The 15,276-nt window shown below is 72.0% G+C and carries 15 protein-coding genes and 1 tRNA gene; 10 read left to right on the forward strand and 6 right to left on the reverse strand.

Annotation, left to right across the window (positions count from 1 at the left end; genetic code table 11):
* The first annotated feature begins 21 nt into the window (after positions 1 to 21).
* Together KSK32_RS14545 and KSK32_RS14550 are read left to right on the forward strand one after the other, a co-directional pair.
* A tRNA-Thr gene (locus KSK32_RS14545) sits at positions 22 to 98 on the forward strand.
* Between the two features lie 556 nt (positions 99 to 654).
* Positions 655 to 1,320 carry an HNH endonuclease family protein gene (locus KSK32_RS14550; protein ID WP_374226748.1) on the forward strand — a complete coding sequence of 222 codons (666 nt, stop codon included), beginning with the start codon at positions 655 to 657 and terminating at the stop codon, positions 1,318 to 1,320.
* A gap of 294 nt (positions 1,321 to 1,614) precedes the next feature.
* Here KSK32_RS14550 and KSK32_RS14555 read toward each other — a convergent pair whose 3' ends face one another.
* Positions 1,615 to 2,199: a hypothetical protein gene (locus KSK32_RS14555; RefSeq protein WP_216931704.1), complete on the reverse strand. Its 585-nt coding sequence runs from the start codon at positions 2,197 to 2,199 to the stop codon at positions 1,615 to 1,617.
* A gap of 169 nt (positions 2,200 to 2,368) precedes the next feature.
* On the opposite strand from KSK32_RS14555, the gene KSK32_RS14560 reads away from it, so the two are divergent.
* Entirely contained in the window at positions 2,369 to 2,704 is a 336-nt protein-coding gene (locus KSK32_RS14560; protein WP_216931705.1) for a glyoxalase superfamily protein, read from the forward strand.
* Positions 2,705 to 2,795: 91 nt separating this feature from the next.
* On the opposite strand, the gene KSK32_RS14565 is transcribed toward KSK32_RS14560, so the two are convergent.
* Positions 2,796 to 3,623 carry a TrmH family RNA methyltransferase gene (locus tag KSK32_RS14565; RefSeq protein ID WP_216931706.1) on the reverse strand — a complete coding sequence of 276 codons (828 nt, stop codon included), beginning with the start codon at positions 3,621 to 3,623 and terminating at the stop codon, positions 2,796 to 2,798.
* Between the two features lie 223 nt (positions 3,624 to 3,846).
* On the opposite strand from KSK32_RS14565, the gene KSK32_RS14570 reads away from it, so the two are divergent.
* Positions 3,847 to 6,024 carry an acyltransferase family protein gene (locus KSK32_RS14570; protein WP_216931707.1) on the forward strand — a complete coding sequence of 726 codons (2,178 nt, stop codon included), beginning with the start codon at positions 3,847 to 3,849 and terminating at the stop codon, positions 6,022 to 6,024.
* 33 nt (positions 6,025 to 6,057) lie between these two features.
* The gene (locus tag KSK32_RS14575) at positions 6,058 to 6,621 is read left to right on the forward strand and encodes a DUF3592 domain-containing protein (protein ID WP_216936087.1); all 564 of its coding nucleotides are present in this window, start codon (positions 6,058 to 6,060) and stop codon (positions 6,619 to 6,621) included.
* Positions 6,622 to 6,633: 12 nt separating this feature from the next.
* On the opposite strand, the gene KSK32_RS14580 is transcribed toward KSK32_RS14575, so the two are convergent.
* Positions 6,634 to 7,254: a pyridoxamine 5'-phosphate oxidase family protein gene (locus tag KSK32_RS14580; RefSeq protein ID WP_216931708.1), complete on the reverse strand. Its 621-nt coding sequence runs from the start codon at positions 7,252 to 7,254 to the stop codon at positions 6,634 to 6,636.
* Positions 7,255 to 7,422: 168 nt separating this feature from the next.
* On the opposite strand from KSK32_RS14580, the gene KSK32_RS14585 reads away from it, so the two are divergent.
* The 3 genes from KSK32_RS14585 to KSK32_RS14595 are packed head-to-tail and all read left to right on the forward strand — an operon-like array spanning position 7,423 to position 9,620.
* Entirely contained in the window at positions 7,423 to 7,929 is a 507-nt protein-coding gene (locus tag KSK32_RS14585; RefSeq protein ID WP_216931709.1) for a DUF2231 domain-containing protein, read from the forward strand.
* Positions 7,926 to 8,453 (forward strand): Hsp20/alpha crystallin family protein, encoded by a 528-nt coding sequence (locus KSK32_RS14590; RefSeq protein ID WP_216931710.1) that lies wholly within the window; start codon positions 7,926 to 7,928, stop codon positions 8,451 to 8,453. The genes KSK32_RS14585 and KSK32_RS14590 overlap by 4 nt, the downstream gene beginning before the upstream one ends.
* Positions 8,454 to 8,459: 6 nt before the next feature.
* On the forward strand, positions 8,460 to 9,620 hold the full coding sequence (locus KSK32_RS14595) for a glycosyltransferase family 9 protein (RefSeq protein ID WP_216931711.1): 1,161 nt from the start codon (positions 8,460 to 8,462) through the stop codon (positions 9,618 to 9,620).
* On the opposite strand, the gene KSK32_RS14600 is transcribed toward KSK32_RS14595, so the two are convergent.
* Positions 9,595 to 10,467 (reverse strand): glycosyltransferase family 2 protein, encoded by an 873-nt coding sequence (locus KSK32_RS14600; RefSeq protein ID WP_216931712.1) that lies wholly within the window; start codon positions 10,465 to 10,467, stop codon positions 9,595 to 9,597. The two genes, KSK32_RS14595 and KSK32_RS14600, sit on opposite strands and share 26 nt — an antisense overlap.
* The gene (gene rfaE2, locus KSK32_RS14605) at positions 10,464 to 12,290 is read right to left on the reverse strand and encodes a D-glycero-beta-D-manno-heptose 1-phosphate adenylyltransferase (RefSeq protein ID WP_216931713.1); all 1,827 of its coding nucleotides are present in this window, start codon (positions 12,288 to 12,290) and stop codon (positions 10,464 to 10,466) included. Before rfaE2 ends, KSK32_RS14600 begins: the two co-directional genes overlap by 4 nt.
* 119 nt (positions 12,291 to 12,409) lie before the next feature.
* On the opposite strand from rfaE2, the gene KSK32_RS14610 reads away from it, so the two are divergent.
* Together KSK32_RS14610 and KSK32_RS14615 are read left to right on the forward strand one after the other, a co-directional pair.
* Entirely contained in the window at positions 12,410 to 12,967 is a 558-nt protein-coding gene (locus KSK32_RS14610; protein WP_121685807.1) for a type 1 glutamine amidotransferase domain-containing protein, read from the forward strand.
* A gap of 54 nt (positions 12,968 to 13,021) precedes the next feature.
* Positions 13,022 to 14,689 (forward strand): MDR family MFS transporter, encoded by a 1,668-nt coding sequence (locus KSK32_RS14615; protein ID WP_216931714.1) that lies wholly within the window; start codon positions 13,022 to 13,024, stop codon positions 14,687 to 14,689.
* A 7-nt stretch (positions 14,690 to 14,696) separates the two neighbouring features.
* Here KSK32_RS14615 and KSK32_RS14620 read toward each other — a convergent pair whose 3' ends face one another.
* Complete coding sequence (locus tag KSK32_RS14620) at positions 14,697 to 15,188, reverse strand: NUDIX domain-containing protein (RefSeq protein ID WP_018785677.1); 492 nt, start codon at positions 15,186 to 15,188, stop codon at positions 14,697 to 14,699.
* Positions 15,189 to 15,276: the final 88 nt, after the last annotated feature.

The following is a 15,276-nucleotide window of genomic DNA, read 5'->3' on the forward strand; positions in this document are numbered from 1 at the left end:
GCCGTACACTTGACGATCGTTGCCGCCTTAGCTCAGTCGGCTAGAGCGACGCACTCGTAATGCGTAGGTCGACGGTTCGATTCCGTCAGGCGGCTCCATAGAAGGGCCCAGGTCACCGGCTTGATCGCCGATCATGACCTGGGCCTTTCGCATACCGCCGCAGGGCCGAGCAGCCGAGCGAGCAGCCAACCTGTTCACCCGATCACAGCGCCCCCTTCTGGCCGCGAAGCCGCTTCCCGTGCGATCTCCGGAGCCACGTGCGCGTAGATGTTGAGGGTGACGCTGATCTGTCGGCTCCGGCGATCTGAATCTGCTCGCCGCCGGTCGCCAAGGCGTGGCGGTTGAGTTAGGAGCGGATCTCCCGCACGTCGGAGGCGGCCCGGTCGGCCTGACGGGCGAACCCGACAAGCGCGTCCGGCTCGACGGACAGCGTGCGGCTCCCGCACGAAACACGTGACCAGACCTGACGCGCCGCCGAGGATCGACACGGCGTACCACGGGAACGTCGCCGGAGTGGCCTGCCTGATGAACAGCATCCAGACGGCGCGATGCTCGACAACTGGACAGCTGTCCTTCACAGGGAAGATGATCGATTGACATGATCGTCAGGGATGGTTGCTGTCCCCTCCCTGACGAAAGGCCGCAGCCATGCCGATGACGCCCGTTACTCTCACCACGCGTGCCAGGCGCCGTGCCGCCACGGTCACTGTCGCCGCCCTTGCGGGAGCCGTTCTCGCCGTCGTGAACGGCCAGTCGGCCTTGGCTACCCCGCCCGGCATCCCCTCCAAGGCGACGGCGCAGTCGCAGCTCAACGCCCTGACAGTGGCAGCCCAGGGCTCGACGGCCGGCTACTCGCGGGACCTGTTCCCCCACTGGATCACCATCACCGGCACCTGCAACACCCGCGAACAGGTGCTCAAGCGCGACGGCACCTCCGTCGTGGTCAACAGCTCCTGCGCCGCTACCTCCGGCCGCTGGTACAGCCCCTACGACGGTGCGACCTGGTACGCCGCCTCCGACGTCGACATCGACCACGTCGTACCCCTCGCGGAGGCATGGCGATCCGGAGCCAACTCCTGGACCACGAGCCGCCGGCAGAGCTTCGCCAACGACCTGACCCGCCCGCAACTGATCGCGGTCACCGACAACGTCAACCAGTCCAAGGGTGACCAGGACCCCTCGACCTGGCAGCCGCCCCTGACGTCGTACCGCTGCACCTACAGCAAGATGTGGATCACGGTGAAGTACAACTGGAGCCTGACCCTTCAATCCTCCGAGAAGTCCGCCCTGCAGGGCATGCTCAACACCTGCGCCTCCTAACCGGGAGAGCGTTCGCATCCGTCCACGCGGAGCCGGGGAGCAGCCATCCGAGCAGCCAAGCTGTCGAGCGGGAGTGAACCGCCGCGGACGACGGCACTCGCTGCTACATGGGAAGCGTCGACGAACGCAGGAAGCGGGTGCTGACTCGTAATGCGTAGGTCGACGGTTCGATTCCGTCAGGCGGCTCGGTACAGAAGCCCAGGTCATCGGCCTGGGCTTCGCCGTTTCCCAAGGTCGACGACAGCACCGTCGCCCGTGCTGGTCCGCAGATTGTCCGCGCCCCGTGCCGCGACCTCAGACGTCATGGCGGTCAGCAGCAGCGGTTCGCTGGGACAGCTCGCGGCGTAGCAGGTCGCGCCCCGGAGTCATGTAGGCGAGCGGAACGACGATCTCGTACGGCCGGCTCTGTCCATGCCCGGCCCACTGCCACCGCCTCATCGCGGGACGCGCCTGATCCGGGTCTACCGGCTCAATCACCAGGAACGCCACCAGCCCCCCGCGGATCTCAGCCCTGGCGATGTTCGACCAATCGACAGACAGGGTGATGTCGCCCGGCCCCGCAACCTGTAGATGCTCCCCGGTTAGCCGTAGGGGCAGCCGTGACCGGTAGCCATTGCCCATCGGGCGGGCGAAGCGGTCGGAGAAAATGAGAACTGCCAAGCAGAGCGGAAGCATCAACATCCCGTCCCACCACTGCCGACCTCGGGCAAGGTTGAATACAACCCCTACTGCCCCGCCCACGAGGAGCACGATGACGAGCCGCGCAACCTGACGGCGAGCCGAGCGCCTGAATTCAATCGTGGGAGACTCATCGGCGGCGGTCACCACGATCTTCTGCCCGACCGGTCCCGCGGCAAAACGGACCCGGATCAGTGGCACCGCCGGATCAGCCCAGCCGTCAGCGTCGAACCGTTCCGCCTTCTGACGTGCCGCGCCGGTGAGGCGTCACGTGTCGTAGAGCCCGTCCCATGGCTCGTGAAATCCGAGGCGATCTGGACACAGCTCGACCCAGTCGACGTGGTGACCAGTGGCACGGCAGACTGCATCGATGACCGAACGTATTGCACCTGTGCTGTGGACCAGGGACGCGATCGCCACCGCGACCTGGTTCGGTCGCCTCGGATTCGTCAAGCAGTGGGAGCACCGTTTCGCTCCTGACTTACCGCTTTACGTCAGCACTGTCCGGGGCGACGCTGAAATACATCTGTCTGAGCACACCGGAGATGCTCGGTCCGGCACTCTTCTGTACCTGTATGTCGATGACATCGATGCCGCAGCGGCCGCCTGCGGCGTGGACGCCGTCGGCCAGAAGGACTGGGGACGTGAGTTCGAGGTGGTGGACCCTGACGGTAATCGGATTCGCGTCGGGGCGCTCAACCGATGAGTGCCAAAGCTGGGTGGCGAATGGAGCGGCGCGCCTGGGGCGCGGCAGGCGGTGGCTGCCGCCTGTTCCCCGCAGCGCCAGGGCCGAGCGGCTACCGGCTCCCGGCGCGCTGCCGGGCCGCCTCGTAGAGCGCCACCGTCCCGGCCGCCGCCGCGTTCAGCGAACTCGCCGCCCCTGCGATCGGGATCCGGACCGTCCGGTCACTCGCCTCCTGCCAGCCCTTGCTGAGTCCGTGCGTCTCGTTGCCGATGAGCAGGACAGTGGGGCCGGTCAGGTCGTGCTCGGCGACGTCCACGTCCCCGTGCTCGTCCGTACCGATGATCTGGACCTGCGGAAGTCCGTCCGCGCGCACCGCGGCGACCCAGTCCAGGACGTCGCGGTGACTGGCGACGCGCACCACGGGTACGGCGAACAGCGACCCGGTGCTGGCCCGGACCGCCTTCGGGTCGAACGGATCCGCGGCGTGGCCCGTGATGATCACGCCGGAGGCGCCGAAGGCGTCAGCGGAGCGGATCAGGGTGCCGATGTTGCCCGGGGTCTTGGGGCGGTCGAAGACCACCACGAGCATCGCCGGGCCGACCGGGATGCGGGCCAGGTCGTCAGCGGGCTGCGCCACGACGGCCAGCAGTTCGGGCGACTCCTCTTCCTTGCCGCTCAGTTCCCGCATCAGCTCCGGCGCGAGGGCGACCCGCCGGGCGTCGGCGCGGTCGAGCAGGTCGCGGCACCAGCGGGACACCGGCTGCCGGTCCGGGTACAGGAGGGCGCGGATCTCCCAGCCCTGTTCCAGCGCCACGGTGATCGGGCGTACCCCCTGGACCAGGAACTCCCCGGAGCGCTGCCGCTTGGTGCGGTTGGTCAGCAGCGCCTGCCACTGCTGGAAGCTCGCGTTGCGGGTGGTGATCGTCAGGGTCTTCGCCACCCGCCGATTCAACCCCATCGCAGGCCGGCGTCACCCGCGGTATCCACCCTGCCCCCTACGCCGCCGGGCGACGGTCTAGGGTCGGAGCGGCCTGCTCGTCGCCACCGGAGTGCGCGCCCGCGCGCCGCGGCACCCGCTCCGCGAGGCTGTGCGGCGTGATTGTCCCCCGCGTGACCAGCCGCTATCGTTCCCTCGCCCCAGCCCGCAGAGTTTGAGGATCGCGATGACTTCCCCGCCGTTGACGAGAGGTGCCGATCGGGAAGGCTCTTCGCCGGTCGAGGGGCCGGCCGGCGCGGCGACCGGACGCGAGCCGGGCAAGGAGGCGACGCCGAGCCGGTTCCGGGCCGACGTCGCCGGGCTCCGAGCCGTCGCCGTTGGGCTGGTGCTGCTCTACCACGCCGGGCTGCCGTTCATCCCCGGTGGCTTCGTCGGCGTCGACGTCTTCTTCGTGATCTCCGGCTTCCTCATCACCGGGCAGCTCATCTCGGAGATCGAGCGCAGCGGACGGGTCTCGCTCACCGGTTTCTACGCGCGCCGGGCCAAGCGGATCCTGCCCGCGGCCACTGTGGTGCTGGCGGCCACCGCCGTCGCGGTCCGACTGTTCGTACCCCGGGGTGAGTGGCAGGTCATCGGCGGCGACATCGCCGCCGCGGCGACCTACGTCGTCAACTGGCGGTTCGCCGACCGCGCTGTCGACTACCTGGCCGAGGACGTCGCGCCGTCGCCGGTCCAGCACTTCTGGTCGCTGGCCGTGGAGGAGCAGTTCTACCTGCTCTGGCCGCTGCTGATCGTGCTGGCCATCCTCGCCGCGCGGACCCTCCGGCGGGCGAACGTACGGCCGGTCCTGTGGGTCGGTCTCGCGGTGCTGGCGGTGCCGTCGTTCGTCTGGTCGATCGTCGAGACGGCGAACTCACCCGAGCGCGCGTTCTTCGTCTCCACCACCCGGCTGTGGGAGCTCGCGGTCGGCGCGGCGGTCGCGCTGCTGGCGGTCCGCGCCGCCCGGATGCCCCGGTCCGTGGCGGTCGTCCTCGGGTGGCTCGGCCTCGCCGCGATCGTCGCGGCGGCGCTGCTGGTCAGCGGGAAGACCGCCTGGCCCGGGTACGCGGCGGCGCTGCCCACGCTCGGCGCGGCGGCGGTCATCGCGGCCGGTGCCGCGGCCGGCTCCCGGGGGCCGGTGATGGTGCTCGGCATGCGCCCGTTCCAGTGGATCGGTGACCTTTCGTACTCGCTGTACCTGTGGCACTGGCCGATGCTCGTGGTGGCCGCAGCGCACTTCGGTGACCTGTCGCTGACCGAGGGCCTGCTGGTGGCGCTCACCTCGGTGATCCCGGCCTGGATCACGTTCAAGCTGGTGGAGAATCCGCTGCGCTACTCGCGGAAGATCTCCACGTCGCCGCGTCTGGCGTTGAGCCTGGGCGGCAACTTCACGCTCGTCGGCATCTGCGCCGGGATGGTGCTGGTGCTGATGGGCGCGTGGGCAGCCGCCGCGACCACCACCAAGAGCCGGTACGCGCCGGGCGCCGCGCTTCTGTCGACAGCCCCCGGGACCGCGCCGATCGGCCCGGTCCCGGAGCGGTTCGACGTGATCACGCCGGACCCGTTACAGATCCGGCAGGGCTTCATGGACGTGCCCGACACCAACCGGGACAAGTGCTTCCAGCAGGTCGAGGGCGCCGAGGTGCTGTCGTGCACGTACGGCGTCCCGAACGGGTCCACCACTGTCGCGCTCGTCGGCGACTCGAAGATGGACCAGTGGCTGCCCGCCTTCCAGGTGCTCGCCGCCCAGAACGACTGGAAGCTGCTGGTCATGGCGAAGGCGGGATGCGCCTTCACCAGCGCCCAGGTGCTCAAGGGCGACGGGTCCGGCAAGCCGTACACCGACTGCATCGAGTGGAACCGCTCGTTGCTGGACCGGCTGGTGCAGGAGCGCCCCGACTACGTGGTCACCTCCCAGTCGGCGTCGACGGCCCTCGACGGCGGAGGCAAGCGCGCCACTGTCGCCGCGATGGTGTCCGGCGTACGGGCCTCGTGGAAGAAGCTCGACTCGGTGGGGACCAAGGTCGTCGTCCTCGCCAACAACCCGCATCCGGGCGCGGCGGTGGCCTGCGCCGACAAGAACCGCAAACGTCTGTCCGCCTGCGCGTTCGACCGCAAGAAGCACGACCAGGACCCGGGCTACCGGATGCAGCGGCAGGCGGTCGCGGGCGCGCCGAAGGTCAAGATGATCGACCTGTTCGACGCCGTCTGCCCGACCGACAGGTGCCCGGTGGTGTTCGGCAACGTGCTCATCTACCGGGGTGGCTCGCACATCGGCGCGGCGTACGTGAAGACGACAGCGCCGCACCTCGCCCGCGCCCTGTCCGACGTCGGCGTGCCGGCGCGCTTCACCCCGGCCGGGTAGCTTGCGGCGCCCGGCCATGATGGCGGCGTGATCATGCGTCGGCCGTCCTGGCCCGGCATCGCGTACGTGCTGCTGGCGGTCGCCGGTGGCGCCCTGCTCTGGCTGCCGTTCCACACGCAGGCGGCGCTCGACGACTGGGGAGCGACGCTGCGCGAGCGGGGTACGCCCGCGCGGGCGCTCGTCGTCGATCAGGTGACCGAGAACGGCGGCAACCGGAAGTCCTCGTCGAGCACCATGTATTTCAGTTACGTGGTCGACGGCCGGACGCACTCGCAGGAGGTGGCCTGCTTCGAGGTGTGCCGGGCCGCGGGCACCGAAGTGCCGATCTGGGTCAACCCGGCGGACCCGGGCGACTTTGTCACCGACTTCGGGCAGCTCAGCGGGCACCGCGGACGCGTGCAGGGCGTGCTCGGTGTGGTCGGGCTGGCCGCCCTGGGCACCGGGGTGGTGCTGACGCTGTCCCGCATCCGGCGCCGGCCCGCCGGCCGGCCCGGTCACGGCGCCGCCCGCCCCGGCCGGCCGCGTCCGGCGGCACCGGCGACAGCCGGCCGCGGCTGTGCCGGCCGGGGCAAACGCAAGCGCAACGTCCAGCGCTGACGGGGCGACGGGTCAGCGGTAGAGCGTCTCCAGGTAGCCCGGGCCGTAGTGGCGCTCCAGGTCGGCGAGGCTCTCCGCCGGGGCCTCCACCTCCTTGATCAGCCGGGCCCGCGTCGGCAGCACGTCCGGCTGCCAGGTCTCCGGCTGCCACAGGTCGGAGCGCAGGAACGCCTTGGCGCAGTGGTAGAAGATCTGCTCGATCGCGACCTCGACGGCCAGCACCGGCCGGTGGCCCTTGACCTCCATGCCGGCGAACCACGGCGCGTCGGAGATCAGCCGGGCCCGGCCGTTGATCCGCAGCGTGTCGGTGCGGCCGGGGATCAGGAAGATCAACCCGACGTGCGGGTTGGCCAGGATGTTGCGGTAGCCGTCGGCCCGCCGGTTGCCGGGCCGCTCCGGAATCGCGATCGTGGTGTCGTCGAGCACCAGCGCGAACCCGGGCGGGTCGCCCTTGGGGGAGACGTCACAGGTGCCGTCCGCGCCGGCGGTGGCGATCAGGCAGAACGGCGAGGCGGCGAGCCACTCCCGGTCGCGTTCGTGCAGCGTACGGCGGTCCTTGGCGGCCGCCCGCGGCATCGGTGTGCCGATCAGTTCGCGTAGTTCGGCCTCGCTGGTGATCTCCCGGGTCGTCACGTCTTCCTCCCCCGTCCGTTGACCTTGACGGCGGTTCCGACCCGCGACGGGCCGTGATCCGCCACTGTCAGCCTAGGAGAGCGCGTCGAGCGCGGGGTTTGCCCCCGGGGACCGGCGGGTAGGGACCGGTTCGCAGCGTGCGTCCGGAAGCGACGGATGGAGGCCGAGATGGAGAGCCGGCTCAAGGTGCTCGGCCATCCCGTGCACCCGATGCTCGTGATGTTCCCGGTGGCGCTCTTCGTGACCGCGGTGATCTTCGACCTGGTGGACACCGTCGGCGGGCCCGGCTTCCTGGCCGAGGTCGCGTACTGGAACATCACCGTCGGTCTGATCGGCGGCCTGCTGGCCGCGGCGGCCGGGGCATTCGACCTGCTCGCCCTGCCGGCCGGCACCCGGGCCAAGCGGGTCGGGCTCACCCACGCCGCCGCCAACGTGGCGGTCATTCTGCTGTTCGCCGCGGTCTGGGCGGTCCGGCTCAACGCGGATTCGCGGGCGGCCGGCGGCGCGCTGGTCGCCATCGAGGTGGTCGCCCTGGCGATCCTCGGGGTCGGCGCGTGGCTCGGCGGCGAGCTGGTGGACCGGCTCGGTGTCGGCGTCGACCCGGAGCACGATCTCAACGCGCCCAGCTCGCTGCGACCCCCCTCGGCGTCACAGCGGATCGGAGACGTGCGATGACCGAACAGAAGGGCTGGCGTGGCCGCCAGCAGGGCTGGGATCCGATGGGCGAGCTCCAGTCGCTGCGCTCCGAGCTGAGCCGGCTGGTCGGTGGACGGTCCGGCAATCAGGACGTGGATCTGGCCGAGACGGCCGACGGCTGGGAGGTGGTCGTCCGGCTTCCCGGCGTGGCACCGGAGGAGGTCGCCGTCGAGCTGGACGACCGGGAGCTGTGCGTACGCGCCCGGTCGGAGGCCGAGGTGAACGCCGACCACGGCATCCCGGGCGGATTCACCACCCGGGGCTTCGAATACCGCGTCGACCTGCCGTCCCGCGTGGACCCGGACCGGATCGACGCGGTGATGGACCACGGCCTGCTCCGGGTGCGCCTGCCCCGGGCGTCCCGGCCCGCGCCGCGCACCATCACCGTCGGCCGGACCGGCCCGCGACCGGGCGCCGACCGTACGCCGATGCCCGCCGACCCGGCCGCGGACCGGGAGCTGCACCACCCGGACACCACGCTCGACGAGATCGACAGGCCGTAGGGCCGCGTGACCAGTCCGTCCGACGACTCCAGCTCGGCGCGCCGCGACCTGGAGCCGTCGGTGCTCGGCCCGGTCGGCGAGCGTGTCCCCGACGTCGAGCGGATCGCCGTGCTGCGCGCCAACGCGCTCGGTGACTTCGTCTTCGTCCTGCCGGCGCTGGACGCGCTGCGGTCCGCGTACCCGTCGGCGGAGATCGTGCTGCTCGGCGCGCCGTGGCACGCGGCGCTCTGGCGCGACCGGCCCGGCCCGGTGGACCGGGTGCTGGTGGTGCCGGCGGCGCCCGGCATCCGCGACCCGGGGCCCGGCGAGGAATCCGGTGACGTCCCGGCGTTCCTGGCCGCCGCCCGCGCCGAACGGTTCGACCTGGCGTTGCAGGTGCACGGCGGCGGCGGCAACTCGAACCCGTTCGTGGCCGGGCTGGGCGCCCGGGTCACCGCCGGCCTGCGGGCCGAGGGAGCGCCGCCGCTGGACCGGTGGCTGCGCTACGTCTACTACCAGCACGAGGTGATCCGCTACCTGGAGGTGGCCGCCCTGGTCGGGGCGCCCGCCACCACGATCACCCCGGCGCTGGCGGTCACCGCCGCCGACCGGGCGGAGGCCGCCGCCGTGCTCGGCGAACCCGCCCGGCCCCGGGTCGCGCTGCACCCGGGCGCCACCGACACCCGGCGCCGCTGGCCGCCGGAACGCTTCGCCGAGGTCGCCCGGGAGCTGACCGGAGACGGGTACGAGGTGCTGGTCACCGGCACCCCGGCGGAGCAGGAGACGGTCGACGCGGTGGTGGCGGCGGCCGGTGTGCCGGTGCGTCCCCAGGTCGGCACGCTCAGCCTGGGCGCGCTCGCCGCCGCGTACGCGGACTGCGCGCTGGTGGTCTCCAACGACACCGGCCCGCTGCACCTGGCCGCCGCCGTGGGCGCGCCGACCGTCGGCGTGTTCTGGGTCGGCAACCTGATCAACGGGGCGTCGCCGCTGCGCGGGCGGCACCGCCCGATCGCCGCCTGGACCACCCGGTGCCCGGTCTGCGGCGTCGACTGCACCCCCGGGATCTACCCGCACCGGCCGGGCGACGGCGAGTGCCCGCACCGGGTGTCGTTCGTGGCCGACGTGCCAGTGGCCGAGGTGGTCGAGGCGGCCCGGGAGCTGCTCACACCTCCGCGGGCGATTCGCTGAGCACGACCTCCCACGCCTCCACGTCACGTTCGGTGACAGTGGTCGGCGACTCCAGGTGGTAGGCCCCGCTGGGCAGCACCCCGGCGCCGCCGTGGCGCTCCAGCACCGCGAGCTGCGCGGCGACGTCCTCGCCCTGGTGCCGCTCGGGCAGCCGCTCCCAGAAGTCGAATCCGCCCGCCTCGACGAGCTTGGCCCGGTCGTAGAGCACGCATCCGCCGATCCAGGAGATCTTGTACGCCCGCCACTCGCCCGCCGCCAGGTTCAGCTTCTCAGTGACGTGCAGCAGGTTCGCCGCCGGGTGGATGGACGCCCGGTTCCATTGCGGCGTGCCGGGCGTGATGCGCTCCGGCACCGGCGGCCCGGTCCACTCCTCGTAGTGCTGGTGGGTCTCCGGGCGGACGTCGTCGGCGTAGGAGAGGCCGTGCACCGCGTTGCCGACGAACCCGCAGCCCAGCTCGTCGAGCGCGGTGACCAGCCGGGACAGCGCGCCCGGCTCCAGCCACACGTCGTCGTCGAGGCAGAGCACCGCGTCGGCCGCCGACTGGGCCAGCAGGTACGACCGGTGCTCGGCCAGGCCACGCCGGGGCAGCCGCCGGGTCAGCAGCACCGGGTGCCCCAGGTGGCGCAGCGCGCGGACCATCGTGGCGGCGGCCGGATGGGCGTACGCGGGATCGCCGTCGGACTGGTCGCTGACCACCACCCCGAACCCGGGTACGCCCACCTGGGCGGCCAGCCCGGACAGCGTGACAGCCAGTTCGGCGGGGCGGTTGCGGGTGGGGATCAGCACGTCGAGCCGCCGGTGGTGCCGGAACCGTTCGGGCGTGCCCGGGTCGAGCGGACGAGTCACGCCGGCCTGCCCTCGCCCACGGCGGGGCTGTGCTGCTGGGCGCGGATCCGGTCGATGATCGCCGAGGTGGAGCGGTCCGGCACGTACCCGAGCGTGCGCACCTGACCGCCCAGCCGCCGGACCAGCGGCGCCTCCGGCACCATCTCCGGCGGGTAGTCGCCGCCCTTGACGTAGACGTCCGGGCGGACCGCCTCGATCAGCCGGGCCGGCGAGTCCTCCTCGAAGACCACCACGTGGTCGACGCAGGCCAGCGCCGCCAGCAGGGCGATCCGGTCCTCGACCGGGTTGACCGGCCGGTCCGGGCCCTTGAGCCGCCGTACGCTGCCGTCCGAGTTGACCGCCACGATCAGCAGGTCGCCGAGCGCGCGGGCCTGGGTCAGGTAGCGGACGTGCCCCGGGTGCAGCACGTCGAAGCAGCCGTTCGTGAACACCACCGACCGCCCGGCCTGCCGGTGCTCACCCACCAGCGCGGCCAGCTCGTCGGCGCCGACCAGGGCCGGGTGCCCTCCCTCGTCCGCGCCGGTGCCCAGCGCGGCCAGCAGATCCTGCCGGCGGCAGACGCAGGTGCCGGTGTCCGCGACGGTGATCGTGGCGGCGAGCTGAGCGAGCTGGGCGGCGGTGGGCAGGCCCGCGTCGGCGGCGAGCGCCAGCGTCATGGCCGCCAGGTACGCGTCCCCGGCACCCACCGCGTGGCTGGCCGGGACCGGGGTGCTGTGGCTGCGCCGGGGTTCGCCCTCGGCGCCGCCGACCACCGCGCCCTCGGTGTCCAGTGTCACCGCCACCACGTCGGCGCCGGTGTGCTCCCGCAGCTCGGGCAGGCGTGACTCGGCCAGCACCGCCCGGTCCACTCCGGCGCCGGCCGCCGCGCTCACCGTCACGCCGGTCCCGGTGACGCTCAGCCCGTCGCCGGTCAGCGCCACCCGCTCCTCGCCCGGCACCGGCTCGCCGGTCGGGCCGGCCGGCGCCTCGGCGGCGGGCGTGCCGGAGGTCGGGTGCGGGCTGCCCGGTACGCGCTCACCGGACCCGCCGGGGGCGGCGCCCACCATCAGCTCGGACGGGCCGTCGGTCTCCGCCGGGTGGTTCAGGTGCACGTCGCCGCTGGGGACGGCACCCCGCCCGGCGTGCGCGAACCCGGCCGCGGCGCGGGCCAGCAGCCGGGTCGCCTCGGCGAAGCTCGGCGTCACCACCGTCGGGTTCAGCCCGCGCCAGTCGGCCAGGTCGTGCGCGTCGAGCGCCACGGTGCCGTACCGGTCGCGGTTGGCGACCAGCCAGGCGCGTACCGCCGAGGGCAGCGCGCCCAGGCCGTAGTCGCAGACCACGAGCGTGAGCGGCTGACCGGCGGCCACCGCCCGCAGTTCCTCGGTGGCACAGTGCAGCGCGGTCAGCAGGCGGGCCACGCCGTCGGCGTCCAGCCCGTCCTCCGGACCGCCGGAGTCCTCGCGGAGCAGGATCTGGTTGCCGGCGAGCATCCGCCGCTTGACCGGCGTGGGGCGGCCCGGCTGGCTCACCGTTCGGTCCCAGACCGCCGCCCGGTCCAGGCAGTCGTGCAGCTCGTCGCCGGCCACGTCGGCGCCGACCGGGGCGACGAGCGCGGCCCGGCCACCGAGCGCCGCCACGTTCACCGCCGTGTTCGCGGCGCCCCCGGCCGCGGAGATCCGCCGCCGCAGGGTGAGGACCGGTGCGGGCGCCTCCCGGCAGAGCCGTTCCGACTCGGCGAACCGCCACTCGTCCAGCATGGCGTCCCCGACGACCAGCACGGGGCGCTGCTGCCAGCTCGCCACGACGGTGGCCAGCCGGCGCTCTTCCGCTGCTGCTCCTGCCATGCCTGTGCGGATCCCCCCGGGCTGTCGGGCCAAACGCGACGCGGGCCACCCGATGCGTCCGGTTTCGCGGCATCGGGCGAGGGAACCGTGCAGACGTACCCCGGAGAGGAGAGAGCAGCATGGCAGCGACACTTCAGGGCAAGCGCATCGCCTTCCTGGCCGCCGACGGCGTCGAGGAGGTCGAGTACACCAAGCCCCGGGAGGCGGTGGAGAACGCCGGCGCCCAGGTCGAGCTGGTCTCCATCGAGTCCGGCACGATCCAGGCCTTCAACCACCTCGACCACGGCAAGCAGTACCAGGTCGACGTCACCACCAAGGAGGCGGACGCCGGGGCGTACGACGGCCTGGTCCTGCCCGGTGGCGTGGCGAATCCCGACTTCCTGCGGACGGACCCGGAGGCGGTCCGGTTCGTCAAGGCGTTCTTCGACGCCGGCAAGCCGGTCGGCGTGATCTGCCACGGCCCGTGGACGCTCGTCGAGGCGGACGTGGTGCGGGGCCGCACCATCACCTCCTGGCCGAGCCTGCGCACCGACCTCACCAACGCCGGCGCGAACTGGGTCGACCAGGAGGTCGTCACCGACAACGGGCTGGTCAGCAGCCGCAAGCCGGACGACCTGCCGGCGTTCTGCGCCAAGATCGTCGAGGAGTTCGCCGAGGGCCGGCACACCGCTCGCTGAGAACTCGCCGTCCCACCGGGGGCATGATCCGCCCCCGGTGGGATAGGAAGCGGGATGACCGCCCAGACCGGCTCTCCCGCGCTGCCCGCCCGCCAGATCCGCCTGCTGATGTTCGGCCTGATGACCGGCATGCTGCTGGCGGCGCTCGACCAGACAATCGTCGGCACGGCGCTGCCGACGATCGTGGGCGAACTGGGCGGCATCAACCACTACTCGTGGGTGGTCACCGCGTACCTGCTGGCCTCGACCGCCTCGACGCCGCTGTACGGCAAGATGGCCGACCTGTACGGGCGCCGGCCCGTCTTCCTGTTCTCCATCGGGATGTTCCTGCTCGGCTCGCTGCTGGCCGGGCTGTCGCAGGACATGACCCAGCTGATCGTCACGCGGGGCGTGCAGGGCCTGGGCGCGGGTGGCCTGATGACGCTGGCGTTCACCATCATCTCGGACGTGGTGTCGCCCCGGGAGCGTGGTCGCTACCAGGGGTTGTTCGGCGCGGTGTTCGGCGTGTCGTCGGTGGCCGGACCGCTGGTCGGCGGCTACTTCGCGGAGAACAACTGGCGGTGGATCTTCTATATCAACGTGCCGTTGGCGATCCTCGCCATCGTGGTCTGCTGGCACGTGATGCGCCTGGTGCCGTTCGAGCGCCGGGAGCACACGGTCGACTGGGTCGGCGCGGCGCTGCTGGTCGCCGGCGTGAGCTGCCTGCTGCTGGCGCTGAGCTGGGGCGGTGCCGAATACGCCTGGGGCTCCGGCGTGATCGTCGGGCTGTTCGCCGCGGGCGCGGTGCTGGGCGTGCTGTTCGTCGTCCAGGAGGCCCGGACCAGGGAGCCGATCCTGCCGCTGCGGCTGTTCCGCAGCGCCACGTTCGCGCTCGCCAACGGCGCGGGCTTCGTGCTCGGTCTGGTGATGTTCGGGTCGATCATCTTCATCCCGCTCTACCTCCAGATCGTCAAGGGCGCCTCGCCGACCCGCAGTGGTCTGCTGATGCTGCCGATGATGGCGGGCATCATCGTCACCTCGATCGTCACCGGCCGGGCGATGAGCCGGATCGGCAGGTACAAGTGGTTCCCGGTGGCGGGCGCGGCCGTGCTGGTGGCCGGCATGCTGCTGTTCCAGCAGCTCCAGGTGGACACCTCGCTCTGGCTCGCGTTCGGCTACATGGTGGTGATCGGCGTCGGGCTGGGCCTGTGCATGCAGTCGCTGATCCTGGCCGTGCAGAACGCGGTGAGCGTCCGCGACCTGGGTGCGGGTACCTCGTCGGCGACGTTCTTCCGGTCGCTCGGCGGCTCGTTCGGGGTGGCCATCCTCGGCGCGGTGCTGTCGTCCCGGCTCACCGCCGAGCTGTCCGCGCGGCTGCCGGGCGCGCTGGCGCAGCTCCCGCCGGAGCAGCGGGCGGCGGTGTCGGCCGGCGGGAACTTCTCGATCAACGACCCGGCGGCGATCCTCGCACTGCCCGCGCCGGTACGCGCCGCCGTCCAGGCCGCCTTCGTCGAGTCGCTGCACCTGGTCTTCCTGACCACCGGGCTGATCGCGATCGTCGCGGTGCTGGTCACGCTGGCGATGCCGAACCTTCAGCTGCGCGGCACCGGCCCGCAGGGGGCCACCGGCGGCGCCGACCCGATCGGCGGGAAGGCGCCCGCGCCCGGCGGCAAGCCGCTGACGAAGGAGTCGAAGGAGGAGGCCGCCGCCGACATGGAGGCGAAGTCGCAGACGATGCTGTGACAGGCGGCTACTTGAGGATCAGCCGGTTGGTTTGCTCGAACACGTCCAGGTCGGCGAGCGTCTCGTGCACGCTCGACGACAGCGGGTGCGGGAAGTCCGCCGGGTGGAAGAACCCGGAGTCGGTGGTCTCGTCGGTGAACCGGGCCAGCTCGCCGTCCCACTCGTCGACCCGGAACGCCGTGGTGAAGACCTGGTACGTGTGCCCGTACATGTTGGTGTGGGTGCGGTCCGGGCCGGTGTAGAGCGCGAACGCGCTGACCCGCAGCGCCCGCAGCCCGGTCTCCTCCCGGACCTCCCGGACCGCGCAGTCGGCGATCGACTCGCCGAGTTCCATGGCGCCGGCCGGCAACGCCCACTGGCCGTTGTCGGACCGCTGGATCAGCAGCACCCGGGCGGCGTTGTCGCGCACCACGGCGCGGGCGCCGACGAACATCAGGGTGCGGTCACCGGCCAGGGCGCGGAGCTGCCCCACGTACGAGTCGGCCCACGAGATGCTCACCGGGACAATCTACGCATCATCCGTGATCACCTCGGCGATTCCGGGGGGTTCCGCAGATGTGACCGCCACCACTACGTTGTTACCCATG

Origin of the sequence: Micromonospora sp. WMMB482 (assembly GCF_019038635.1) — a bacterium.
Classification (GTDB): domain Bacteria; phylum Actinomycetota; class Actinomycetes; order Mycobacteriales; family Micromonosporaceae; genus Micromonospora; species Micromonospora marina.